The following is a 16,178-nucleotide window of genomic DNA, read 5'->3' as shown; positions in this document are numbered from 1 at the left end:
TAGGGGGAATAAAATGAATATTTTAGGTTTTTTCCAGCGGCTGGGTAGGGCGTTACAGCTCCCCATCGCTGTGCTGCCAGTCGCGGCACTGCTGCTGCGATTCGGCCAACCAGATTTACTTAACGTACCCTTCATCGCGCAAGCGGGTGGGGCCATCTTTGATAACCTCGCGTTAATATTTGCGATCGGTGTTGCTTCCAGCTGGTCAAAAGACAGTGCAGGTGCAGCAGCACTGGCAGGTGCGGTCGGTTATTTCATATTGACCAAAGCAATGGTTACCATTAACCCTGCAATCAATATGGGCGTGCTGGCTGGTATCATCACCGGTTTGGTCGGCGGTGCCGTGTATAACCGCTGGTCTGGTATCAAACTGCCTGACTTCCTGAGCTTTTTTGGCGGCAAACGCTTTGTGCCGATCGCCACTGGCTTCTTCTGTCTGGTGCTGGCTGCTATCTTCGGTTACGTATGGCCACCGGTACAGAACGCCATCCATGCGGGTGGTGAGTGGATCGTGGGCGCTGGCGCGCTGGGTTCCGGTATCTTTGGTTTCATCAACCGTCTGCTGATCCCAACCGGTCTGCATCAGGTGCTGAATACTATCGCCTGGTTCCAGATTGGCGAATTTACTAACGCTGCAGGTACCGTATTCCACGGTGACATCAACCGCTTCTACGCGGGTGACGGCACTGCGGGTATGTTCATGTCTGGCTTCTTCCCGATCATGATGTTTGGTCTGCCGGGTGCGGCGCTGGCGATGTACTTCGCGGCTCCGAAAGCACGTCGTCCGATGGTTGGCGGTATGCTGCTGTCCGTTGCGATCACCGCGTTCCTGACCGGTGTTACCGAGCCGCTGGAATTCCTGTTCATGTTCCTGGCTCCACTGCTGTACCTCCTGCACGCACTGTTAACGGGTATCAGCCTGTTCGTTGCAACACTGCTGGGGATCCACGCAGGCTTCTCCTTCTCCGCAGGTGCTATCGACTACGTGTTGATGTACAACCTGCCGGCAGCAAGTAAGAACGTCTGGATGCTGGTCGCTATGGGCTTGGTGTTCTTCGTCATCTACTTTGTGCTGTTCAGCGCGGTTATTCGTATGTTTAACCTGAAAACGCCGGGCCGCGAAGATAAAGAAGACGATATCGTTACTGAAGAAGCCAACAGCAACACTGAAGAAGGTTTGGCTCAACTGGCAACCAACTACATTGCAGCGGTTGGCGGTACTGATAACCTGAAAGCGATTGATGCCTGTATCACTCGTCTGCGTCTGACCGTTGCCGACTCCGGTCGCGTAAACGATGCGATGTGTAAGCGTTTAGGTGCATCGGGTGTAGTTAAGCTGAACAAGCAAACTATCCAGGTCATCGTGGGTGCGAAAGCCGAATCCATCGGCGACGAAATGAAGAAAGTTGTCGCGCGTGGCCCGGTGGCAGCAGCGTCTGGTGAAAGTGCGCCAGCAGCAGCGGCTCCGGTAGTAAAACCGCAGGCTGTAGCGAACGCAGTCACCGTTGAAGCGCTGGTTTCTCCGATTACCGGTGACGTAGTAGCGCTGGAGCAGGTTCCTGATGAAGCCTTCGCCAGCAAAGCTGTAGGCGACGGCGTAGCGGTGAAACCAACAGATAAAATCGTGGTTGCGCCGGCTGCGGGTACCATCGTGAAAATCTTCAACACTAACCATGCGTTCTGTCTGGAAACTGTTAAGGGCGCGGAAATCGTGGTCCATATGGGCATCGATACCGTAGCGCTGGAAGGTAAAGGCTTCAAGCGTCTGGTTGAAGAAGGTGCGGAAGTTACTGCAGGGCAACCGATTCTGGAAATGGATCTGGAATTCCTGAACGCTAACGCACGTTCCATGATAAGCCCGGTTGTGTGCAGCAACAGCGATGATTTCGGCGCTCTGGTCATTAAAGCCGAAGGTCATGTGGTTGCTGGTCAAACACCACTGTATGAGATTAAAGGTAAATAACTGCTCCTGAGTAAAGTGAGTTAAGTGCCTTAAGCGGCGGGGGATATTCCTCCGCCGCTTTTTTTTGCAGCAAATGCCCTCATATATCCTGTTGAAACACCTTTTTTGTGCAACTAATAGTTGTCTCCTGACGTCGCTTATAAGATCATACTCCGTTATACGTTGTTTACGCTTTGAGGAATCCACGATGAGTGAGGCTGAAGCCCGCCCGAGTAACTTTATTCGTCAGATCATCGATGAAGATCTGGCCAGTGGTAAGCACACCACTATCCATACCCGTTTTCCGCCGGAGCCAAATGGCTATCTGCACATTGGCCACGCGAAATCCATTTGTCTGAACTTTGGCATTGCGCAAGATTACCAGGGCCAGTGCAACCTGCGTTTTGATGATACGAACCCGGTTAAAGAAGATATCGAGTACGTTGAGTCGATTAAAAACGACGTTGAATGGTTAGGTTTCCACTGGACTGGCGACATTCGCTACTCTTCGGATTACTTCGATCAGCTTCACGCCTATGCGGTAGAGCTTATTAATAAAGGCCTGGCGTACGTTGACGAACTGTCAGCGGACGAAATCCGCGAATACCGCGGCACGCTGACTGCGCCTGGCAAAAACAGCCCGTACCGCGATCGTAGCGTCGAAGAGAACCTGGCGCTGTTCGAAAAAATGCGTACCGGTGGCTTTGAAGAAGGTAAGGCCTGTCTGCGCGCGAAAATCGATATGGCTTCGCCGTTTATCGTGATGCGCGATCCGGTGCTGTACCGCATTAAGTTCGCCGAACACCACCAGACCGGCAACAAATGGTGCATCTACCCGATGTACGACTTTACCCACTGCATCAGCGATGCGCTGGAAGGCATTACGCATTCCCTGTGTACGCTGGAGTTCCAGGATAACCGTCGTCTGTACGACTGGGTGCTGGACAACATCACCATTCCGGTTCATCCACGCCAGTACGAATTCTCGCGCCTGAATCTGGAATATACCGTGATGTCCAAGCGCAAGCTGAACCTGCTGGTGACCGACAAGCACGTTGAAGGCTGGGACGATCCGCGTATGCCGACGATTTCTGGCCTGCGTCGTCGTGGTTACACCGCTGCCGCGATCCGTGAGTTCTGCAAACGCATTGGCGTGACCAAGCAGGACAACACCATTGAGATCGCTTCTCTGGAATCCTGTATCCGCGAAGATCTGAACGAAAACGCCCCGCGCGCAATGGCAGTTATCGATCCGGTGAAACTGGTTATCGAAAACTATCCGCAGGGTGAAAGTGAACTGGTCACCATGCCTAACCATCCGAACAAACCGGAAATGGGCAGCCGCGAAGTGCCATTTAGCGGTGAAATTTGGATCGATCGTGCAGACTTCCGTGAAGAAGCGAACAAGCAGTACAAGCGTCTGGTGATGGGCAAAGAAGTACGCCTGCGTAATGCTTATGTGATCAAAGCCGAACGTGTTGAGAAAGATGCGGAAGGGAATATCACCACCATTTTCTGCACCTACGATGCCGATACCCTGAGCAAAGATCCGGCCGATGGTCGTAAAGTTAAAGGCGTTATTCACTGGGTGAGCGCGTCCCATGCGCTACCGATTGAAATCCGTCTGTACGACCGTCTGTTTAGCGTGCCAAACCCAGGTGCGGCGGAAGACTTCCTGTCCGTTATTAACCCGGAATCGCTGGTCATTAAGCAGGGGTACGGTGAACCGTCGCTGCAGGCAGCGGTTGCAGGTAAAGCGTTCCAGTTTGAGCGTGAAGGTTACTTCTGCCTGGACAGCCGTTATGCAACGGCTGATAAGCTGGTGTTTAACCGTACCGTTGGTCTGCGTGATACGTGGGCTAAAGCGGGCGAATAAGCTGCAACACATCCTCTCTAAACGCCGCTTCATGCGGCGTTTTTTTTCGCAAAAAAACCGTGAAACAGGCTCCATTTGCGGAGCGAATTAATTACATGCTTGTAATAATGGCTTAGCTGAATGTTTTTGCGTTTAAATAACTTACCTCAATGTGAAATGGGCTGAAACCGATTTCATCTCCATGGAAAACAAGCGCTTTTTTCATTTTTTCAACGCTTTTTTATCTCCCAATGAAAATGTAACAGAAAGCAATGAAATATGTGCGGTTGCTCATACTATTACATACTCGTTACAGAAAGAGATTGATAATTCGCGTCGCGAAAAATAGTCTATTCATTGTAGTCACTGAGGTTTTCTTGGCGCTACTTTTTTAATTTTTGTTTTTTCGCTGACCGCTTTTATCGGCAGCATTTTATATGTCAAAGAGGATTAACATATGCGTACGTTTAGTGGCAAACGTAGTACGCTGGCGCTGGCTATCGCCGGTATCACAGCAATGTCGGGCTTTGTTGTCGCTCCCCAGGTACACGCCGAAGGATTTATTGATGACTCAACCTTAACCGGCGGCATCTATTACTGGCAGCGTGAGCGTGACCGTAAAGATGTGACCGATCATGACAAATACAAAACCAACCTTTCTCACTCCACCTGGAACGCTAACCTCGACTTCCAGTCCGGTTATGCGGCCGATATGTTTGGTATTGATATCGCAGCATTCACCGCTATTGAAATGAACGAAAGTAGCGAAAGCGGCCATCCAAACGAAATCGCATTCTCTTCCAAAAATAAAGGCTATGACGAGGATTACTCCGGCGATAAGAGCGGGATTAGCCTTTATAAAGCAGCAGCTAAATTTAAATACGGCCCAACCTGGGCCCGCGCCGGTTACATTCAGCCAACCGGCCAGACTCTGCTGGCACCGCACTGGAGTTTTATGCCAGGTACCTATCAGGGTGCTGAAGCTGGTGCCAACTTCGACTATGGTGATGCCGGCGCGCTGAGCTTCTCCTATATGTGGGCTAACGAATATAAAGCACCGTGGCACACCGAAGTTGATAAATTCTATCAGGCGGATAAAAAGACCAGCGTTGATTACCTGCACTCGATTGGCGCGAAATATGACTTCAAAAATAACCTGTTGCTGGAAGCGGCATTTGGTCAGTCTGAAGGTTATGTCGATCAGTACTTCGCAAAAGCCAGCTACAAATTCGATTTAGGCGGTAACCCATTTACCACCAGCTACCAGTTCTACGGTGCACGCGACAAAGTTGATGATCGTACCGTGAACGATATTTATGATGGCACAGCCTGGCTGCAAGCGTTGACCTTTGGCTACAAAGTGGCGGAAGTCGTTGACCTGCGTCTGGAAGGGACCTGGGTTAAAGCGGACGGCCAGCAGGGTTACTTCCTGCAGCGTATGACCCCAACCTACGCCTCTTCGAACGGTCGTCTGGATGTCTGGTGGGATAACCGTTCTGACTTTAACGCCAACGGTGAAAAGGCAGTCTTCTTCGGCGCAATGTATGACCTGAAAAACTGGAATCTGCCGGGCTGGGCGGTAGGCGCCTCCTATGTTTACGCATGGGATGCTAAGCCATCAACCTGGCAGCTTAACCCGGATGCGTACTACGACAAAAACCGGACTATCGAAGAGTCTTCTTACAGCCTGGATGCGGTCTATACCCTGCAGGACGGTCGTGCGAAGGGCACCATGTTTAAGCTGCACTTCACTCAGTACGACAACCATTCAGACATTCCGAGCTGGGGCGGTGGTTACGGCAACATGTTCCAGGATGAGCGCGACGTGAAGTTCATCGTTATTGCTCCGTTCACCATCTTCTAATGCCAACAGCGGCAGGCCGGGTGCCTGCCGCCTCGTTGAGGAAAGTGTTATGAAAAAACTGATACTCATCGCCGTTATGGCATCAGGGCTGGTGGCGTGTGCGCAATCTCCTGCGCCGAAAGAAGACAGCCGTCTGAAAGAAGCCTACAGTGCGTGTATTAATACCGCTCAGGGTTCGCCGGAGAAAATTGAAGCCTGCCAAAGTGTGTTAAATGTGCTGAAGAAAGAAAAACAGCACCAGCAGTTTGCCAATGAAGAAAGCGTACGCGTGCTGGATTATCAGCAGTGTATCCAGGCCACGCGCACGGGTAACGGTCAGTCCGTTAATGCTGATTGTGACAAAGTCTGGCAGGAAATACGCAGTAAGAATACTGCGCAGTGAATCGAGAAATGAAAAAGACGACGGGCGGAGAAATTTCCGCCCGTTTGCATTTCAGAGCTTATGTTCCACTGGTTGATAACCCCGACTCAGCCGGACAAACAGCATTGCCGTGGCGGCGAGTCCGCAAAGCGCCGCGCACATCAGCCACCATCCCGGTGAGCTTTTATCCCCGGTTAGCTGAACCAGCGCCGTGGATATGACCGGCGTTAGGCCGCCAAAAATCGCCGTGGCAAGACTGAATGCCAGTGAAAAGCCCACCGTACGCACATAGACCGGCATCACCTCGGTGAGTGCGGCTACCATTGCCCCGTTATACATCCCAAAAAAGAACGAGAACCAAAGCAGGACCAACGTCATGCGCGTAAAATCTGGTGCGGCGGTGAGCCAGTGCATTACCGGCCAGGTGGTGATCAGTGCGAGTACGGTAATCCCCATTAACACCGGACGACGACCAATTCGGTCAGAAATTGCCCCGCCAATCGGCAGCCAGATAAAGTTAGAAATACCGACCAGCATGGTGACGACCAGGCTGTCGCGAGCGCTCAGGTGGAGTACAGCCCTGCCGTAGGTCGGGGTGTAGACGGTAATGAAATAGAACGTCGTAGTGGTCATCGCTACCAGCAGCGTACCCGCAGCAATGAGTCGCCAGTTTTTGATGATAGTGGTGAAAATTTCCCTGGTGTCGGGACGATGTGTTCGTTGTAAAAATGCGTCTGTTTCCTGAAGCGAGCGGCGTAGCACGAAGATCAAAGGAATAATCATGCAACCAATAAAGAAGGGAATGCGCCAGCCCCATTCAGAGATCTCATCGTGTCCCAGCGTGGCATTCAGGCCGTAGCCAATCAACGCCGCCACCACAATGGCGACCTGTTGGCTGGCGGACTGCCAGCTTGTGTAAAAGCCTTTATTGCCAGGTGTGGCGATTTCAGACAGATAAACCGAGACGCCGCCCAGCTCCACGCCCGCGGAGAAGCCCTGTAATAATCGGCCGAGCAATACCAGCGCGGGGGCCAGCAGACCAATACTATGATAACCGGGTACCAGGGCAATCAGCAGGGTACCGCAGCCCATAATGGCCAGCGTCACCATCAGCCCTTTCCTGCGACCAATTCTGTCGATGTAAGCGCCCAGCACAATTGCGCCAACCGGCCGCATTAAGAAACCCGAGCCGAAAACAGCAAAGGTCAACATTAGCCCGGCAAATTCACTCTCCGCAGGAAAGAAAGTCCTGGCAATATAGGTGGCGTAAAAACCGAACAGAAAAAAGTCGAACTGTTCGAGAAAATTACCGCTGGTTACCCGCAGTATTGCGCCGAAAGTTCCGGCACGCGATGGTTGTTGTGTCATTGGGTTTGCTCCACTGTCTTATCATAATATTTATAGAGGTAAGAGTTTGCGGGTTAGTTGCCTGTGACCCCCGCCTGTTTGCCGCGCCGTTTCTCAATCGCCCACTTGAGTAAGGCTGCGCAGCGGTAAAATCCATGGGCAAATTTTCCGTAAGGAATGGTCAGAAAGAGCGCCATGACCACGCCGAGGTGAATGGCGAGTAAAATAGCCATCCAGGACGAGTCTCTTCCTGCCAGCAGGGCTAAACCGGTCAGACTGGTCAGCAGCAGCAGCAAAATAAAACCGCGATCCATCGGTTTTTGCCGTGCATCTCCATGTAGCGGTGAGCGCTTGAGATTGAGCCATAGCAAGCCAGCCGGGCCGACAACCAGGCCAATTCCTCCCAACGTGCCCAGCATGACCGGAACGCTGAAGAACGGATAGGGTGCTTCTATGCCGGCAAAGTAGTGATAGCCCGTTGCCACCACGGTGGCGGCAAAGCAGAGTAGAAAACCGTAGAAGGTGAAGTGATGGAAACGGCGGCGCATCAGGGTGAAGGCATCATCTGCTTCGTTACAACCTTTGCCGTGCCCACCATCGAGATACTTCAGCGTCAGCGCATCGTGTGAAGCTTGAGCAATTTCGACGGAACGTGGCATACCGGGAGAGATCTCGCGCCAGAAGCGGATAACGCCCGCCATCAGCAGACCTGTCGCCAGAATAAATACCGAACCAAACATCCAGGCCAGCAGGTTATGCGGGAAAATTTGGTAGAAATCTCCGGCCAGCGGTGGATGGAGTAACGAGCCTGTTAAGCCTATGGCGAGGAGTAAAAACAGGATCAGACCGAAAACCAGCGCCAGCGTCACGGTAACGCCTGCACGACGATAAAGCGCGCCAAAGGCGGCAGGTTGCGCGTAGTGCTGATAGGTTTCAAGCCGGACTTCCGCCATCGCCTTCGGCACGTTGATGGCAAACTCATGAGGCGGGGCATACTGACAGGCGTGCAGGCAGGCACCGCAGTTATGGCACAAGTTCGCCAGATAATTGATATCCGCTTTACCGAATTCCAGGCGTAGCGTCATGGCCGGGAACACGGCGCAAAATCCTTCACAATAGCGACAGGCGTTGCAAACCTGCATCACGCGTTCAACTTCCGCTTCCGGTTCGGTGATAATTTGTGCTTCGATGATCAGTTTCTCAAGCGGTTTCATGACGTGCCTCCTTACGTGCGGCCAGCGCGGCCTCTTTTCCGGCAATACGACCAAAGGTTGTGCCGATTGACATGCCCACGCCTGCGGTATAGCCCTTGCCCAGCACGTTGCCTGCCATCATCTCTCCGGCGACGAACAGGTTACGGCTTGGCTGCCCGGCAAAGTGTACGGCAGCGCGCTCATTCACTTTTAACCCGAGATAGGTGAAGGTGATCCCTGGCCGTAGGGCATAGCCGTAGTAAGGTGGCTGGTCCAGCGGCCGCGCCCAGTGTGTTTTCGCGGGGGTTAACGTTTTGGTCGTACAATTATCCAGAACCGTATGGTTGAACTGGCCGGGCTGGCAGGCGTTGTTGTACTCCTCCACGGTGTGGGTTAAGCATTCGGCATTCAGCCCCAACTGATGAGCCAACTCCGCCAGCGTATTGGCCTGCGCGCCGGGAAAAACGGGGGGCATGAAGTGGCCAATGGCTTTACTGTCGATAATGGAGTATCCAATCTGCCCCGGCTGCTGGGCGACCAGACGACCCCAAATGGCGTAGCGTTTAGGCCAGAAATCTTCGCCTTCATCATAGAAACGCTCAGCGTCACGGTTGACAACTATGCCGAGCGAAACGCAGTCTACGCGGGTACAAATCCCGCCGTCATATAATGGCGCTCTGGCGTCAATGGCTACGCAGTGTGACTGGGAGGGTTCGCCGATGATGTCCGCCCCTGCATCCATCATAAATTTGAGCAATACGCCCTGATTAAAACGCGTGCCACGAATCAGAAAGTTATCCGCAGGCCACTCGCCGCGGGCATTTTCCCCCCAGGCTTCGCGCAACCACTCCCGGTTAGATTCGAATCCGCCAGCAGCAAGCACGCAGGATTTCGCTGTGATACGCTCTTTGCCTGCCAGCGCCGCCACGAACTCGCCGTTGTGCAGTTCAAGCGCCTGCACCGGTGTGTTATAGCGGATTTGCACGCCCAGCTTTTCTGCGCTGCGATAATAGGCATTGACGAGAGCTTTGCCGCCCCCCATAAAAAAAGCGTTGGTTCGCGCCACGTGTAGAGCGCCAGAGAGTGGAGGCTGAAAATTGACGCCGTGCTGGCGCATCCAGTCGCGACACTGTGATGAGGTACGGATCACCAGACGCGCCAGGGCTTCGTTGGTATTTCCTTCTGTTACGCGCTGCAGGTCTTGCCAGAACTCCTCTTCCGGATAGCTTTCCACCAGCACATCCTGCGGCGCATCATGCATACAACGCAGATTACGCGTGTGTTGGGAATTTCCCCCACGCCATTCCCGGGGAGCCGCTTCGAGTAGTAAAACGGAAGCGCCTTGCTCCCGGGCGGTAAGGGCAGCGCATAAGGCAGCATTGCCACCGCCAATCACCAGAACATCAACCATCGTATACTCCATTACCATTTAACTAATTGTTAAATTTGTAATTGAAATGTATACGTACGGCTTGTGCGGGCGCTATGACGTAGCGCTAAAGTGGGCTTTAGTTATTGTAAAGGATGGCGCCTGGCCAGCTTCCTGCTTCTACCAGTTGATGCATCACTTTCGTCAGCACCACGCGGGCAGCGAGGCCCGCCGGGGTGAGCTCATCGTCAGAGAGGCTCACCAGAAAGTTGGGGCGGCTAAGTATCGGATTATGGACGCCGATCACTCTTAGCGTCTCTTTATCGAGATGAGAAATCGCCGCTCCGGGTTGAAGAGTGGCGCCAATGCCACTACGCACGGCGCGCATCAGCAGCGCCAGGCCATCAATTTCTGTAGCGATCTCAATGTTCAGCGTGTGTTCCTGACAAATTGCGTCCAGCCTGCCGCGCAGACCGTGACCTGGGCTTGGCATTATCAATGGAATACTCGCCAACTGGGCAGGAGCAATATTGTCATCGGCAATACCAGCCAGTAGGGCGTGGGTCCCAATCAAAAACAGCCGTTCTTCGAGAATCGGTCTGGCACTCCAGCGCAGGATCTTTTCTTTTTGAAACACTACAGCCAGATCAATCTGGCGGGTATTAATCATCCGTTCCAGATTACCAGAGAGACTTTCCACCACGTGAAGGCGAACATCGTTATAGCTTTCCCGCATGGCGTGAATAAAAGGCATACCGAGAACGGAAGCGGTACTGGGTGCCATGCCGACGCTGACGTGTCCAGAAAGCCGGGACTCTCGTGCAGCGAGGATCGCATCGTCTGCGTGACGGAGCGCCAGCTGTGCCTGGGAGTAAAAAGCCAGTCCGGCGCTGGTAGGCGTCACGCCTCGCGAGGTGCGCTGCAGCAGGCGAATAGCGAGTTCGTTTTCCAGACGCGACATTTGCTGGCTGAGTGCCGAAACCCCGATATTGAGATCGAGCGCCGCGCTACCCATGCTGCCGGTTTCTACAATGCGCACAAAATAGCGTAGTTGGCGAAGTTCCATTTCGATTCTCCGGAAGGGGCAATTGATTTTTACATTAAAGCAACACAGGAACAGAGGGAAGGGGAAAAGGGCAGGTAACGCCCATAAAAAAAGCCAACCGGAGGGTTGGCTTTTCAGAAAGCATTACATTATTTGCCGTCGTGGGCGTGCTCATCTTCGCGGCAATCGCCTTCGGCGCAGTGACCGTAAAGATAGAGGCTATGGTTAGTTAAGCGAATGCCATGTTTAGCCGCAATCTCACGTTGGCGGGCTTCGATGGAATCATCGCTGAACTCGACCACTTTGCCGCAGTCAAGGCAGATGAGGTGATCGTGATGATGCTGTTGAGTCAGTTCGAAGACGGATTTACCACCTTCAAAATTATGGCGGGTCACGATACCGGCATCATCAAACTGGTTCAGCACGCGATACACGGTCGCCAGACCAATTTCTTCACCCATATCGATCAGGCGTTTGTATAAGTCTTCCGCACTGACGTGATGGTTATCCGGTTCCTGAAGAACTTCCAGAATTTTTAAACGAGGAAGCGTTACTTTCAGGCCAGCCTTCTTTAATGCGGTATTGTTGTCAGTCATGCGGAATCTGTCCTGTAGCTAAACGATTCACTTCATTAACAGAAGTGACAGAAATTGCACTTGAGATAATGCGTATCATTATAGAACTGCCATGGCTAAATGAAAACTGCAAGTCTCTGGCATATATTGTTAATCAAAACGTGGTATCGCCGACAAACACACTGTGCAACACCCGATTGGCATCCAGCCATTGTACAGGGTCAGACGAAAAAGTTACAAATTTGTAGCAATTATTTTGATTGGTTTTATCTATTGATGCGGCGCAGATGGAAATCTGCGCCGCACGAAATCAGGCATTAATGATTTCGTCGAGGTGCAGCTCTTCAGAGATCTGCTTAACCCATTTTTCTACGCGTTCTGCGGTCAGTTCAGGCTGGCGATCTTCATCGATAGCCAAACCGACAAAGTGGTCATCGTCAGCCAGGCCTTTGGACGCTTCAAAGTGATAACCTGCCGTCGGCCAGTGACCAACGATGGTTGCACCGCGCGGTTCGATGATGTCGCGAATGGTACCTAAGGCATCGCAGAAATATTCTGCGTAATCTTCCTGGTCGCCACAGCCGAACAATGCAACCAGTTTGCCGTTAAAATCAATATCTTCGAGGGTAGGGAAGAAGTCATCCCAGTCACACTGCGCTTCACCGTAATACCAGGTTGGGATGCCTAGCAGCAGAATGTCATAACCTTCGAGGTCTTCTTTGCTGCTTTTTGCAATGTCATGAACATCGGCAACGTCTTTACCAAGCTGTTTTTGAATCATTTTTGCGATGTTTTCGGTATTACCGGTGTCGCTGCCGAAAAAGATGCCAGTGATTGCCATGAGTTAAATAACCTCTTGAAACTTATTGAAATGGTGGTGGCGCATTGCCCACGGATAAGGGCAATCATAGCAGAACAGTCAGGCATGCGGAAACAGCAAACACGCAGGACTGCACTCTGTGCTACACGATTTATGATTTAGAGCAGAAATTCAGACTATGCCTGACCGCGCAATGTGGTGAGTTGATTCATCAGCATTTCTTCGATGAGTTCACTGCGACTCATGTTGCGTGCCTCGGCCAGCTCGTTCAGAGCATCAACGGCATCAGCGTTCAGTTTCAGTTCGACACGCTTAAGCCCGCGAACTTTATCGCGTTTAAGCTGATTACGTTTGTTAATACGTAACTGTTCATCACGCGAGAGCGGATTGGTTTTGGGTCGTCCCGGGCGACGCTCCTGCGCGAACAGATCTAATGTCGTACGGTCCGTTTGTTCTTTGGCCATGATCTTGGTGACTTCGGGGAAACAATCAGCCAGGCGTCTGCCCGGATGGATAGCGCGCCATAATACATCAGCAGGGGAGACACGCCAACGCCCACGCGCGTAATCGCGCGCAGACGCTGAGTTTTTAATCAGTTAGCCTGCTCGTTCAGATAACGACGGATGGCACGCAGCACCGCCTCCGGTTTTTCCGCATGTACCCAATGCCCCGCGCCAGTAATAACATGCGCCCGAGCCTGCGGGAATTGCGCCAGCAGCTGTTCGCGATACGCTTCGGTAACATACGGTGAGTTGCCGCCTGGGATAAACAACGCCGGGTGCTCCCACGCAGGAATGGTTTCCCAACCGACGATATGAGGATATTGATCCCACAGCACGGGAACGTTAAAACGCCACTCGCCGTCGACGAAAGATTTAAGCAGAAACTGGATTACGCCTTCCTCATGCAGATGTTGACGCATGACGCTGGCCGCCTGCTGACGTGAAGTGGCCTGGGCATCGGTTACGGCATTAATAGCGGTAAAGATCGCATCGTGACGGCGAACATGATAGTCGACCGGCGCAATATCAATAGCCACAAGTCGATCGATACGATCAGGGGCCAGCGCGGTTAACGCCATGACGGCTTTTCCACCCATAGAGTGACCAATAAAGGTCGCCTTCTCTATTTGCTGATCGTCCAGCGTATCCAGCAAATCTTGCGCCATGGCCGGATAATTCATCTCAGGGGAGCGAGGGGAGAGGCCATGATTTCGCATATCGACCTGGATGATATCGTGATCGACCACCAGATCGCGCGCCAGGATCCCCAGGTTATCCAGACTGCCAAACAGGCCGTGAACCAGGACGATGGGAGAATTATTGTGCAGGTTTTGCGCAGATTGCGCTCGGATATTCAATTTCATGGCAAAGTTCTTTTTTTCACACTCACGGGTTAGGGTATCATGTTGACCATTCTGCCACATGGCTGCAACAACTACGGTTACTCTGAGTTTTGCTGGCCACCAGGCTTGACGCTATCCGCTGTTGGGATTTGCCTTTACACTACGTGTGTTTACCCCGACAACTTGTATTCAGCTAAACACTGCACTGGATTAAGATGAAAACGATTGAAGTTGATGATGAACTCTATAGCTATATTGCCAGCCACACCAAGCATATTGGCGAGAGCGCATCCGACATTTTACGGCGTATGTTGAAATTTTCCGCCGCATCACAGCCTGTCACTCCGATAGTCAAGGAAGTCCGCGCTGTGCAACCTGTCGTGGAAGCCAAGCCGGTTAACCCCGTAAAAGATAAAGTGCGCGCGATGCGTGAACTGCTGCTGTCCGACGAATACGCGGAACAGAAGAAAGCAGTAAATCGCTTTATGCTGGTGCTGTCTACACTCTATTCACTGGATCAAAACGCGTTTGCCGAAGCAACGGAATCGTTGCATGGCCGTACGCGCGTTTATTTTGCAGCGGATGAACAGACGCTGCTGAAAAATGGTAATCAAACCAAACCAAAACACGTGCCAGGCACGCCGTACTGGGTGATCACCAACACCAATACCGGCCGTAAATGCAGCATGGTTGAACACATCATGCAGTCAATGCAATTCCCCGCGGAATTGATTGAAAAGGTTTGCGGAACAATTTAATCCTTGCATTAGAAGGACCAGGCAATGGCAATCCACAACCGCGCAGGTCAACCTGCGCAACAGAGTGATTTGATTAACGTCGCCCAACTGACGGCACAGTACTACGTACTGAAACCAACGGCAGGGAACGCTGAGCACGCCGTTAAGTTCGGTACGTCCGGACATCGCGGCAGTGCAGGTCGTCATAGTTTTAACGAGCCGCATATTCTGGCTATCGCTCAGGCGATTGCTGAAGAACGTGCGAAAAACGGGATTACTGGCCCGTGCTATGTGGGCAAGGATACCCACGCGCTGTCTGAACCGGCTTTTATCTCTGTACTGGAAGTGCTGGCGGCGAACGGCGTTGACGTCATCGTGCAGGAAAATAACGGCTTTACGCCAACCCCTGCGGTGTCGAATGCTATCCTGGTCCACAACAAAAAAGGCGGCCCGCTGGCTGATGGCATTGTGATCACGCCGTCCCACAACCCGCCGGAAGATGGCGGCATTAAATACAACCCGCCAAACGGTGGTCCGGCCGATACCAACGTCACCAAAGTGGTGGAAGACAGAGCCAACGCGCTGCTGGCTGACGGTCTGCAAGGCGTGAAGCGCATGTCGCTGGACGCCGCGCTGGCATCTGGTCATGTAAAAGAGCAGGATCTGGTTCAGCCGTTTGTTGAAGGACTGGCTGACATCGTCGACATGGCGGCGATCCAGAAAGCGGGCCTGACGCTGGGTGTCGATCCGCTGGGCGGTTCCGGTATCGAATACTGGAAGCGTATTGCTAAGCACTACAACCTGAACCTGACTATCGTTAACGATCACGTTGATCAAACTTTCCGTTTCATGCATCTCGACAAAGATGGCGCAATCCGCATGGACTGCTCTTCCGAGTGCGCGATGGCGGGCCTGTTGGCGCTGCGCGACAAGTTCGATTTGGCTTTTGCTAACGATCCGGACTACGACCGTCACGGTATCGTCACCCCGGCGGGGCTGATGAATCCGAACCACTATCTGGCGGTGGCGATCAACTACCTGTTCCAGCACCGTCCGCAGTGGGGTAAAGACGTTGCCGTCGGTAAGACGCTGGTGTCATCGGCGATGATTGACCGCGTGGTGAATGATTTAGGGCGTAAACTGGTCGAAGTGCCGGTTGGCTTTAAATGGTTTGTTGACGGTCTGTTCGACGGCAGCTTTGGCTTTGGTGGTGAAGAGAGCGCGGGGGCATCTTTCCTGCGTTTCGACGGTACACCGTGGTCAACCGACAAAGACGGCATCATCATGTGCCTGCTGGCGGCAGAAATTACCGCAGTGACCGGTAAGAATCCGCAGGAGCACTACAACGAACTGGCTGCCCGCTTTGGTGCGCCGAGCTACAACCGCCTGCAGGCAAGCGCGACCTCCGCGCAGAAAGCGGCGCTGTCTAAGTTGTCTCCGGAAATGGTGAGCGCCAGTACGCTGGCGGGCGATCCGATCACCGCACGTCTGACGGCGGCGCCGGGTAACGGTGCTTCTATCGGCGGTCTGAAAGTGATGACTGACAACGGCTGGTTTGCCGCGCGTCCGTCAGGTACGGAAGACGCTTACAAAATCTACTGCGAGAGCTTCCTCGGTGAAGAACATCGCAAGCAGATCGAAAAAGAAGCGGTTGAGATCGTCAGCGAAGTGCTGAAGAACGCGTAAACCGTAGGCCGGATAAGACGCTAGCGTCGCTATCCGGCA

At 52.7% G+C, this 16,178-nt stretch carries 15 protein-coding genes; 6 read left to right on the top strand and 9 right to left on the bottom strand.

The window, feature by feature from the left end:
* Positions 1–13: 13 nt before the first annotated feature.
* The 4 genes from nagE to chiQ all read left to right on the top strand — a co-directional run bounded on the left by nagE (position 14) and on the right by chiQ (position 6,043).
* Positions 14–1,963: a PTS N-acetyl glucosamine transporter subunit IIABC gene (gene nagE / locus BZK41_RS01360; protein WP_079936927.1), complete on the top strand. Its 1,950-nt coding sequence runs from the start codon at positions 14–16 to the stop codon at positions 1,961–1,963.
* Positions 1,964–2,150: 187 nt separating this feature from the next.
* Positions 2,151–3,818: a glutamine--tRNA ligase gene (gene glnS, locus BZK41_RS01355; RefSeq protein ID WP_079936926.1), complete on the top strand. Its 1,668-nt coding sequence runs from the start codon at positions 2,151–2,153 to the stop codon at positions 3,816–3,818.
* 436 nt (positions 3,819–4,254) lie between these two features.
* Complete coding sequence (gene chiP, locus BZK41_RS01345; protein ID WP_003831346.1) at positions 4,255–5,661, top strand: chitoporin; 1,407 nt, start codon at positions 4,255–4,257, stop codon at positions 5,659–5,661.
* Positions 5,662–5,710: 49 nt separating this feature from the next.
* Positions 5,711–6,043, top strand: coding sequence for a ChiQ/YbfN family lipoprotein (gene chiQ, locus BZK41_RS01340; RefSeq protein WP_008784106.1), 333 nt, complete (start codon positions 5,711–5,713; stop codon positions 6,041–6,043).
* A gap of 51 nt (positions 6,044–6,094) precedes the next feature.
* Here chiQ and BZK41_RS01335 read toward each other — a convergent pair whose 3' ends face one another.
* The 9 genes from BZK41_RS01335 to ybfF all read right to left on the bottom strand — a co-directional run bounded on the left by BZK41_RS01335 (position 6,095) and on the right by ybfF (position 13,737).
* A complete protein-coding gene (locus tag BZK41_RS01335; RefSeq protein ID WP_079936925.1) occupies positions 6,095–7,390 on the bottom strand; it encodes an MFS transporter in 1,296 nt (431 codons plus the stop codon).
* A gap of 53 nt (positions 7,391–7,443) precedes the next feature.
* A complete protein-coding gene (gene tcuB, locus BZK41_RS01330) occupies positions 7,444–8,583 on the bottom strand; it encodes a tricarballylate utilization 4Fe-4S protein TcuB (protein ID WP_079936924.1) in 1,140 nt (379 codons plus the stop codon).
* Positions 8,570–9,973, bottom strand: a complete 1,404-nt coding sequence (tcuA, locus tag BZK41_RS01325; protein WP_079936923.1) for an FAD-dependent tricarballylate dehydrogenase TcuA — start codon at positions 9,971–9,973, stop codon at positions 8,570–8,572. The genes tcuB and tcuA overlap by 14 nt, the downstream gene beginning before the upstream one ends.
* A gap of 97 nt (positions 9,974–10,070) precedes the next feature.
* Positions 10,071–10,997 (bottom strand): tricarballylate utilization LysR family transcriptional regulator TcuR, encoded by a 927-nt coding sequence (gene tcuR / locus BZK41_RS01320; RefSeq protein WP_079936922.1) that lies wholly within the window; start codon positions 10,995–10,997, stop codon positions 10,071–10,073.
* 128 nt (positions 10,998–11,125) lie between these two features.
* Entirely contained in the window at positions 11,126–11,572 is a 447-nt protein-coding gene (gene fur / locus BZK41_RS01315; RefSeq protein ID WP_003022836.1) for a ferric iron uptake transcriptional regulator, read from the bottom strand.
* Positions 11,565–11,651: a ryhB-regulated fur leader peptide gene (locus BZK41_RS26810; RefSeq protein ID WP_100247215.1), complete on the bottom strand. Its 87-nt coding sequence runs from the start codon at positions 11,649–11,651 to the stop codon at positions 11,565–11,567. The genes fur and BZK41_RS26810 overlap by 8 nt, the downstream gene beginning before the upstream one ends.
* 210 nt (positions 11,652–11,861) lie before the next feature.
* Positions 11,862–12,392, bottom strand: a complete 531-nt coding sequence (fldA, locus tag BZK41_RS01310) for a flavodoxin FldA (RefSeq protein WP_003022839.1) — start codon at positions 12,390–12,392, stop codon at positions 11,862–11,864.
* A 155-nt stretch (positions 12,393–12,547) separates the two neighbouring features.
* Positions 12,548–12,835 (bottom strand): LexA regulated protein, encoded by a 288-nt coding sequence (ybfE, locus tag BZK41_RS01305; protein WP_079936921.1) that lies wholly within the window; start codon positions 12,833–12,835, stop codon positions 12,548–12,550.
* 128 nt (positions 12,836–12,963) lie between these two features.
* Entirely contained in the window at positions 12,964–13,737 is a 774-nt protein-coding gene (gene ybfF / locus BZK41_RS01300; protein ID WP_079937017.1) for an esterase, read from the bottom strand.
* A gap of 194 nt (positions 13,738–13,931) precedes the next feature.
* Between ybfF and seqA the strand changes: the two genes are divergently transcribed.
* Together seqA and pgm are read left to right on the top strand one after the other, a co-directional pair.
* Positions 13,932–14,474 (top strand): replication initiation negative regulator SeqA, encoded by a 543-nt coding sequence (gene seqA, locus BZK41_RS26805; RefSeq protein WP_003022848.1) that lies wholly within the window; start codon positions 13,932–13,934, stop codon positions 14,472–14,474.
* Positions 14,475–14,498: 24 nt separating this feature from the next.
* Positions 14,499–16,139, top strand: coding sequence for a phosphoglucomutase (alpha-D-glucose-1,6-bisphosphate-dependent) (pgm, locus tag BZK41_RS01295; protein WP_016152262.1), 1,641 nt, complete (start codon positions 14,499–14,501; stop codon positions 16,137–16,139).
* The last annotated feature ends 39 nt before the right edge of the window (positions 16,140–16,178 follow it).

Origin of the sequence: Citrobacter sp. A316 (genome assembly GCF_002042945.1) — a bacterium.
GTDB classification, from domain to species: Bacteria; Pseudomonadota; Gammaproteobacteria; order Enterobacterales; family Enterobacteriaceae; genus Citrobacter; species Citrobacter portucalensis.
This window is presented reverse-complemented; position numbering and strand designations above follow the sequence as displayed.

Coding starts and splice junctions, on each gene's coding strand:
- seqA (WP_003022848.1), top strand. CDS start 13,932: ATGAAAACGATTGAAGTTGATGATGAACTCTATAGCTATATTGCCAGC.
- ybfF (WP_079937017.1), bottom strand. CDS start 13,737: ATGAAATTGAATATCCGAGCGCAATCTGCGCAAAACCTGCACAATAAT.
- chiP (WP_003831346.1), top strand. CDS start 4,255: ATGCGTACGTTTAGTGGCAAACGTAGTACGCTGGCGCTGGCTATCGCC.
- glnS (WP_079936926.1), top strand. CDS start 2,151: ATGAGTGAGGCTGAAGCCCGCCCGAGTAACTTTATTCGTCAGATCATC.
- nagE (WP_079936927.1), top strand. CDS start 14: ATGAATATTTTAGGTTTTTTCCAGCGGCTGGGTAGGGCGTTACAGCTC.
- tcuA (WP_079936923.1), bottom strand. CDS start 9,973: ATGGTTGATGTTCTGGTGATTGGCGGTGGCAATGCTGCCTTATGCGCT.
- BZK41_RS01335 (WP_079936925.1), bottom strand. CDS start 7,390: ATGACACAACAACCATCGCGTGCCGGAACTTTCGGCGCAATACTGCGG.
- chiQ (WP_008784106.1), top strand. CDS start 5,711: ATGAAAAAACTGATACTCATCGCCGTTATGGCATCAGGGCTGGTGGCG.
- tcuR (WP_079936922.1), bottom strand. CDS start 10,997: ATGGAACTTCGCCAACTACGCTATTTTGTGCGCATTGTAGAAACCGGC.
- fur (WP_003022836.1), bottom strand. CDS start 11,572: ATGACTGACAACAATACCGCATTAAAGAAGGCTGGCCTGAAAGTAACG.
- pgm (WP_016152262.1), top strand. CDS start 14,499: ATGGCAATCCACAACCGCGCAGGTCAACCTGCGCAACAGAGTGATTTG.
- tcuB (WP_079936924.1), bottom strand. CDS start 8,583: ATGAAACCGCTTGAGAAACTGATCATCGAAGCACAAATTATCACCGAA.
- BZK41_RS26810 (WP_100247215.1), bottom strand. CDS start 11,651: ATGATACGCATTATCTCAAGTGCAATTTCTGTCACTTCTGTTAATGAA.
- ybfE (WP_079936921.1), bottom strand. CDS start 12,835: ATGGCCAAAGAACAAACGGACCGTACGACATTAGATCTGTTCGCGCAG.
- fldA (WP_003022839.1), bottom strand. CDS start 12,392: ATGGCAATCACTGGCATCTTTTTCGGCAGCGACACCGGTAATACCGAA.